This is a genomic window from Streptomyces sp. NPDC058195 (assembly GCF_042883525.1).
GTDB lineage: Bacteria > Actinomycetota > Actinomycetes > Streptomycetales > Streptomycetaceae > Streptomyces.
The window spans coordinates 1-5691 of sequence record NZ_JBHVVM010000063.1 but is presented as its reverse complement, the minus strand read 5'-3'; the positions used below and the strand labels follow the sequence as shown (position 1 = coordinate 5691).

Below are 5691 nucleotides of genomic sequence, written 5' to 3'. Positions count from 1 at the left end.
GTCCGCTTCGCCGCGACATCCGCCTTCACCTTCCGGAAACCAGGAGCCTGGGCCGCAGACGGCTTCACCGGAGCGGTATAGCGCTGCGCGACCAGCCGGGCCACCGCACGATTCCCCGCCGCACGCTGCAAATGACGCAGACCACTGGCCCGGGGGGAGGGGGCGAGGGCAGGCGCGGGGGAACGCGCCACCTTGGTGGCGGCGTCCTGCCCAGGAACCGCCTTCATCCGCCCTCCCGGCCTCCGACGCGCAGCCCACTCGCCGCCTCAGCCTGCTGGCCGCCGCCGCCGACCGCGTAGAGGCGGGGGAGCAGTCGGAAGGGCAACACCCTCTGCCCTTCCGGGCAACGGCGCCGACGGTCCGTACGGAGAGGAGGGGGCCAGAACTCGGCGCGACAAGAACACAAAAGGCGCTATGCGTTGTGGATATGACCGAGCGTCTAGTCTGGTTCATCCATGTAGTCCACAGGGGGTCGCATGCACAGTGAGGGTACGGCTGGTCGCGATGCGGGCCACGGGGCCAGCGCCGACGCGCCCCGTGGAGCTGAGGACGGCCGGGCGGGCGGCTCTCCCCGGAGCGACTCGACCGAGGATGCCCGGTTGTGGCCGGAGCCCGCGCCGGAGCCGGAACCCGAGGGGAACCCGGAGTCCCAGGAGCCGGCCAACCTGCCTGTGGCCCCCGTACCGCACATCGTGATCGACGGCCGTTACGAACTCCTGCACAGCCTCGGCCGCGGCGGGATGGGCGAGGTCTGGGAGGCACTGGACACCCGCCTCGACCGGCACGTAGCGGTGAAGGGCCTGCTCAGCAGGGACGCCGTCGGGGCGGCCACGCAGGAGCAGATGATGCAGCGGGCCCGGCGCGAGGCCGCGGCCATCGCCAAGATCCGGCACCCGAACGTGGTGGCGGTGCACGACCGGGTCGAGTCCGGCAACCAGGTCTGGATCGTGATGGACCTGCTCGACGCGCGTTCGCTCGCGGACCTGATGCGCGCCGAACGCCGCCTCCCGGTACGGCGCACCGCGGCGATCGGGCTCCAGGTGCTGAGCGGTCTGCGCGCGGTGCACGAGGCGGGGGTGGTGCACCGTGACGTGAAGCCGGCCAACATCCTGTTCGCCAAGGAGGACTTCGCGATCCTCGCTGATTTCGGCATCGCGACCTTCGCCGGGGCCGCCCCGCTCACCAAAGCCGGTGAACTGATCGGCACCTTCAAGTACTTGGCGCCCGAGATCCTCAGCCAGACCTCGCAGGAGAGCCACGCGACCGCCGCGTCCGACCTGTGGTCGCTGGGTGTCACGCTGTACGAGATGGCCGAGGGCAGGCACCCCTTCGACCGGCCGAACGAGTACGAAGTGCTGGTCGCCGCCTGCCGGTCCACCCCTCTGCCGATGGAGTACGGCGAGGAACTGGCCGGTGTCGTCGGTCAGTTGATGCACAAGGATCCGAACCGCCGACTGAGCGCCGAGAGCGCGGAGGTCATGCTCCGCGACATACTCCGCCGTACCGCGCCGGTCCCCGTGGGGCAGTCGGCGGGGGAGCGGGCGGGCAAGGAGCCGGTGCGGGAGGCACAGGAGGAAGGCCAGCCCGGCTCCGGCTCCGGCGCCGGTCCGAATTCCAGCTCCGGCGCCGGTTCGGACTCCCGCTCCGGCTCCGACTCCGGCTCCGGGAGCCTTGAGCCACCCCTCCAGCCCCCGCCCCCACCGAACCAGAACCAGCACCAGAACCAGCACCAGAGTCCGAACCAGAACCAGAATCAGAGCCAGAACCAGAACCAGAGCCCGAAGAAGCGCCGTCCCCTGTGGCTGAAGCTCTCGGCGGCCGTCGTCTGCGGTGCCCTGGTCCTCGGCGCGGGCTGGTTCGCCGCCGAGCGGATGCAGGGAGGCGGAGCTCAGGGGCCGGGCGGGAAGACGGGGCGGGGCGGCGAGTCGGAGCCGTACATCACCACGCATCCCATACTGAAGGTGGGCGTCAAGGCCGACCAGCCAGGGCTGAGCGTGAAGGGCAGGAACGGCACGTACCGCGGCTACGAGATCGACCTGGCCTACGCCATCGCACAGGACATGGGCTACACGCGCGACCAGGTCACCTTCCAGTCCGTGAGCAGCGAGAACCGGAGCACGATACTGCAGAAGGGCGACGTGGACCTGGTCATCGCCACCTACAGCATCACCGACGAGCGCAAGCACGCGAAGGCCCCCGACTACAGCGTCGCCTTCGCCGGGCCGTACTACGTGGCGAGCCGGGGTTTCATGGTCCGCAAGAAGGCGAAACGGGTGTCGATCGACGACGCCCGGATGCTGGAGCAGAGGCAGTACGAAGTCTGTACGGCGCGGAGCTCGACGTACGAGTCATGGCTGCCCAAGGCCGGATACAACATGACGCGTTCGCTGCCGAACGGCTACGACCGGTGCGTCGGCGACCTGCTGAACCCCAAGTCGTCGGTCTACGCCGTGAGTACGGACGACGTCATCCTCGCCGGGTTCGTCAAGCGCAACCCCGCCGAGCTGAAGCGGCTGGACAGCGGTCCGGGCGCGGAGGGGTACGGCGTCGGGATGAAGCCGGACGAGACGGGGCTGAAGGCAGAGGTGTGTTCCGCGCTGCGGCAGATCATGGCCGATGGGGTCTGGGAGAAGCTGTTCACCGACCACCTCGGCCCGTTGCTGGACAGGACGAGCCCCCCGAACAAGCCGAAGCTCGCGGAGTGCACGTCTTCCTGAGGCCGTCCGCGATCAGCGGTCGATCGTCCATGACGCGTCGGACGGCGGACGGCCCGTGGTGAGGATGTGGCGGACGATGCGCAGCGCTTCGGCGAGCGGCACGGTCTCCGCGTCGGGGTACTCGTCCTCCTGCCCGTTGGCGAGGACGTAGCCGTCGCTCCAGTCCGCCGAATCCGCGCGGGGGTCCGTGGCGTGCTCGCCCGGATCGCCGGGGCGGTCGAGCAGCATCACCAGGGCCCGTTCGGTGTTGCTGACGACGAACAGGGTCCTCCCGGCCGAACTCTCCAGCACCGATTCGAGCGCGCCCTCGGCGATCCGCGCCCGGAGTGCCTCCGTCACGGTGTCGGCGGACGCCGGGAGGGCACCGTCGACAAAAACCCAGGAATCAACCATGCCCCGCACAATCCCACATCAGGGACAGGGCGCCCGCATTCATGCGGTACCGTGATCGCGTCATCACGCTCCGTGCGCCTCCGTGTGCGGAGCGGCCCCCGGTGGTGCTACCAACACCGTCCCGAGGGCCTTCACCGCAAGCGGACAAGTGAGGTCCACCGAGATGCTTTGGCATGCTATCCCGCCCTCCCGGCGCTACACGAAGGCTTCGCACGACATCGTGCGCCACCGGCGCATGGCCAGCGACGCGAAGATCCTCCTGCTGTACGTACAGGGCTTACCGGAGGGCGAGTTGGGGCGCGCGCTGAGCGAGTACGGCCGAGAGCTCGGGATCACCGGCCGCGCGTACCAGAAGGCCAAGGCGCAGCTGACCGCCCACGGGTACGTCCACGAGTGGCGGCGGCAGGGCCCGCGGGGCCTCTGGGTCACCGACCAGCTTTTCGCCAACCTGCCCCTGACGGAGGAGCAGGCGCGCGAGGTACGTGACGGGATGGCGTTGACGCCGATGGCGTCTCCCGCGACGGCAGCTCCTCCGAGTGCGCGGCAACCGACGGTCGGCCGTCCGGGCAGTCCGGTGGCCGGGCGCTCACAACCGGTGGATGAAGAACGGGTGGAGAACTACTCCCACCCACCCTCCGAAGCCGAACCGACTGCCGAAGCCGAACCGACTGCCGAGGCCGGACCGGCTGCCGCTGTCGAAGCCGAACCCGGGGCGGGAGCCGAACCGGCGACGCAGACGGAACCGGCGACGGAAGCCGAGCCGGTGACCGAACCCGAACAGGCGGCGTCCGAAGCCGGCGATGTCCCTCCCGAAGTCACCGAGGGCGAACGGGTCCTGCTCTCCCTCCGGCATGTGAATCCCCAGCTCCACCTGGGCGTGAGGGAGGCCAGAGGGCTCGGCGGGCTCGCGGCGGAGTGGATGCGCCGGGGGATCGACGCCGCCGGTCTGAGAAGGGCGCTGGCGAACGAACTGCCCGCGGACGGCGTGCGGTCGGCGGTCGGCTTCCTGCGGTACCGCCTGCTGACCAAGCTGCCGGAGCCCGTAGCCGCTCCGGCGACGCCATCGGCACCCGTGCGCCCGTCCAGGTCCTTGGTCTCGCGGCTCGTCACGTGCGCGGGGCCGGGCGAGGAGCACGTCTTCCGGACCGCCGATCCCGAGGAGACCCACTGCCTCGCGTGCAGCCAGGACGCGGCCTGGCGGATCTTCCGCCGCCGGACGTCCGGCGACGACGACCAGCCGGAGCCCCCTGTCCCGTGGCGCGAACGCGTCGCTGCCCTCGCTGCGGCTCCGGGCGGTGATCGGTAGCCTCTCCATATGGGTGTGGACATCACGGTGTTGATCGTCGACTGGTCGTGGCTCGGTGAAGTGCCCGCGCAGGAAAGGCTGTTGAGGCTGCACCGCGCCTGGGACGCCGATGAGACGGGGCTGTGGGACTACGAGGCGCCGTCCGTGCAGGGGGACTGGGAGTGGCCGAAGGGCCCGAACAGCGACCGCTTCGCCGTCTACCAGTTCCTGTACACCCTCGGCTCGTACAAGCCGCACTTCTGGGCCACGCACCACTGGGACCACGTACGGGACCACGCCGCCCCGCTGGTGCGCGCCGAACTGGACGACTTCCTGCTCGGCCTGATCTGGGACGGCCCGGACGGCGAGTCGGGCCGCACGGACCGCGACTTCTTCTCCGACGACCCGGAGGGCGGGATCGGCCTGATGCGCGCCTGTTCACCGGAGAGCGTCCGGGAGCTGGCCGCGACCTGGCAGCGCGTCCGCCCTCTCCTCGACGGCCTGCGTGAACCGTTCGCCGAACACACCGCGGCCGTGTCCTTTGACGGTCGGCCCGCCGATTTCGACTACGGCTTCGTCCACCTGCTGACCGAATGGGCCCGCGTCCTCGACGCGGCGGCCGTCCGGGGATGGGGGGTCGTGGGGCTGCGGTGTTAGGGCAGCCGGTGCCCGCCCGGCCTCCCGGGCCGGGACCGGCGTTCCCGGGGCAGGCCGACAGCCGTCACGCCTTCCGTCAGGACACCACCTGTACGCCGAGCTCCCGCAGCAGCAGTCCGCAGACCTCACACGGCTGCGTGGTCCTGCCGTGATCGGGGTGTCCCTCGCCGCGGATCATCTTGGAGAGGACGATGGAGCCCGCGAAGTGCGGTCCGGCCTCGGCGAGCGTGGTCGTGCGGTCGTCGCCGCGCGTGGAGTCGAGGGACCACAGCTGGTCTGACACCAGCGCCGACTCGGCGCAGCGGCCAGTGAACGGCTTGCGTACGTCGGCGGGCAGCGATGCGACGAACGACGTGACGGCGGGATGGAGGCGAGGCGTCCCCTCGCCGATCAGGCTGGTGTGGCTGACCACCTGGCCGCCGATCAGCAAGGAGGAGGCCACGGCGGGGAATTGCTCCGCCTCCGGAGCCCTGTAATGCGCCGACAGCGCCTGGAGCCCCGTAGGAACCGAAGGCCCGGTCTCCCGGATATGACCCGTGTCCTACGTCAAAGACGCGTGATCCTTCTCCAGCTGACCCAGATCACCCGTGTACTGCGGAATCGCCTCCGGCTTGATCACCGCGACTGCACCCCAGGCTT

General features: G+C 70.2%; 5 protein-coding genes. 3 read left to right on the top strand and 2 right to left on the bottom strand.

Annotated elements, in window-relative coordinates:
• Window positions 1–599 precede the first annotated feature (599 nt).
• A complete protein-coding gene (locus ACFVWY_RS35405) occupies window positions 600–2717 on the top strand; it encodes a serine/threonine-protein kinase (RefSeq protein WP_389879018.1) in 2118 nt (705 codons plus the stop codon).
• Window positions 2718–2729: 12 nt separating this feature from the next.
• Here ACFVWY_RS35405 and ACFVWY_RS35400 read toward each other — a convergent pair whose 3' ends face one another.
• Complete coding sequence (locus ACFVWY_RS35400; protein ID WP_389879017.1) at window positions 2730–3110, bottom strand: Imm1 family immunity protein; 381 nt, start codon at window positions 3108–3110, stop codon at window positions 2730–2732.
• 163 nt (window positions 3111–3273) lie between these two features.
• Between ACFVWY_RS35400 and ACFVWY_RS35395 the strand changes: the two genes are divergently transcribed.
• Both ACFVWY_RS35395 and ACFVWY_RS35390 read left to right on the top strand, forming a co-directional pair.
• The gene (locus ACFVWY_RS35395; RefSeq protein WP_389879016.1) at window positions 3274–4416 is read left to right on the top strand and encodes a hypothetical protein; all 1143 of its coding nucleotides are present in this window, start codon (window positions 3274–3276) and stop codon (window positions 4414–4416) included.
• A 9-nt stretch (window positions 4417–4425) separates the two neighbouring features.
• Window positions 4426–5052 (top strand): hypothetical protein, encoded by a 627-nt coding sequence (locus tag ACFVWY_RS35390; protein ID WP_389879015.1) that lies wholly within the window; start codon window positions 4426–4428, stop codon window positions 5050–5052.
• A 76-nt stretch (window positions 5053–5128) separates the two neighbouring features.
• On the opposite strand, the gene ACFVWY_RS35385 is transcribed toward ACFVWY_RS35390, so the two are convergent.
• Window positions 5129–5494 (bottom strand): YwqJ-related putative deaminase, encoded by a 366-nt coding sequence (locus tag ACFVWY_RS35385; protein WP_389879014.1) that lies wholly within the window; start codon window positions 5492–5494, stop codon window positions 5129–5131.
• Between the last annotated feature and the right edge of the window lie 197 nt (window positions 5495–5691).

Excerpts from the sequence above, each read along its gene's own strand:
- ACFVWY_RS35390 (WP_389879015.1), top strand. The coding sequence starts at position 4,426 with ATGGGTGTGGACATCACGGTGTTGATCGTCGACTGGTCGTGGCTCGGT.
- ACFVWY_RS35400 (WP_389879017.1), bottom strand. The coding sequence starts at position 3,110 with ATGGTTGATTCCTGGGTTTTTGTCGACGGTGCCCTCCCGGCGTCCGCC.
- ACFVWY_RS35395 (WP_389879016.1), top strand. The coding sequence starts at position 3,274 with ATGCTTTGGCATGCTATCCCGCCCTCCCGGCGCTACACGAAGGCTTCG.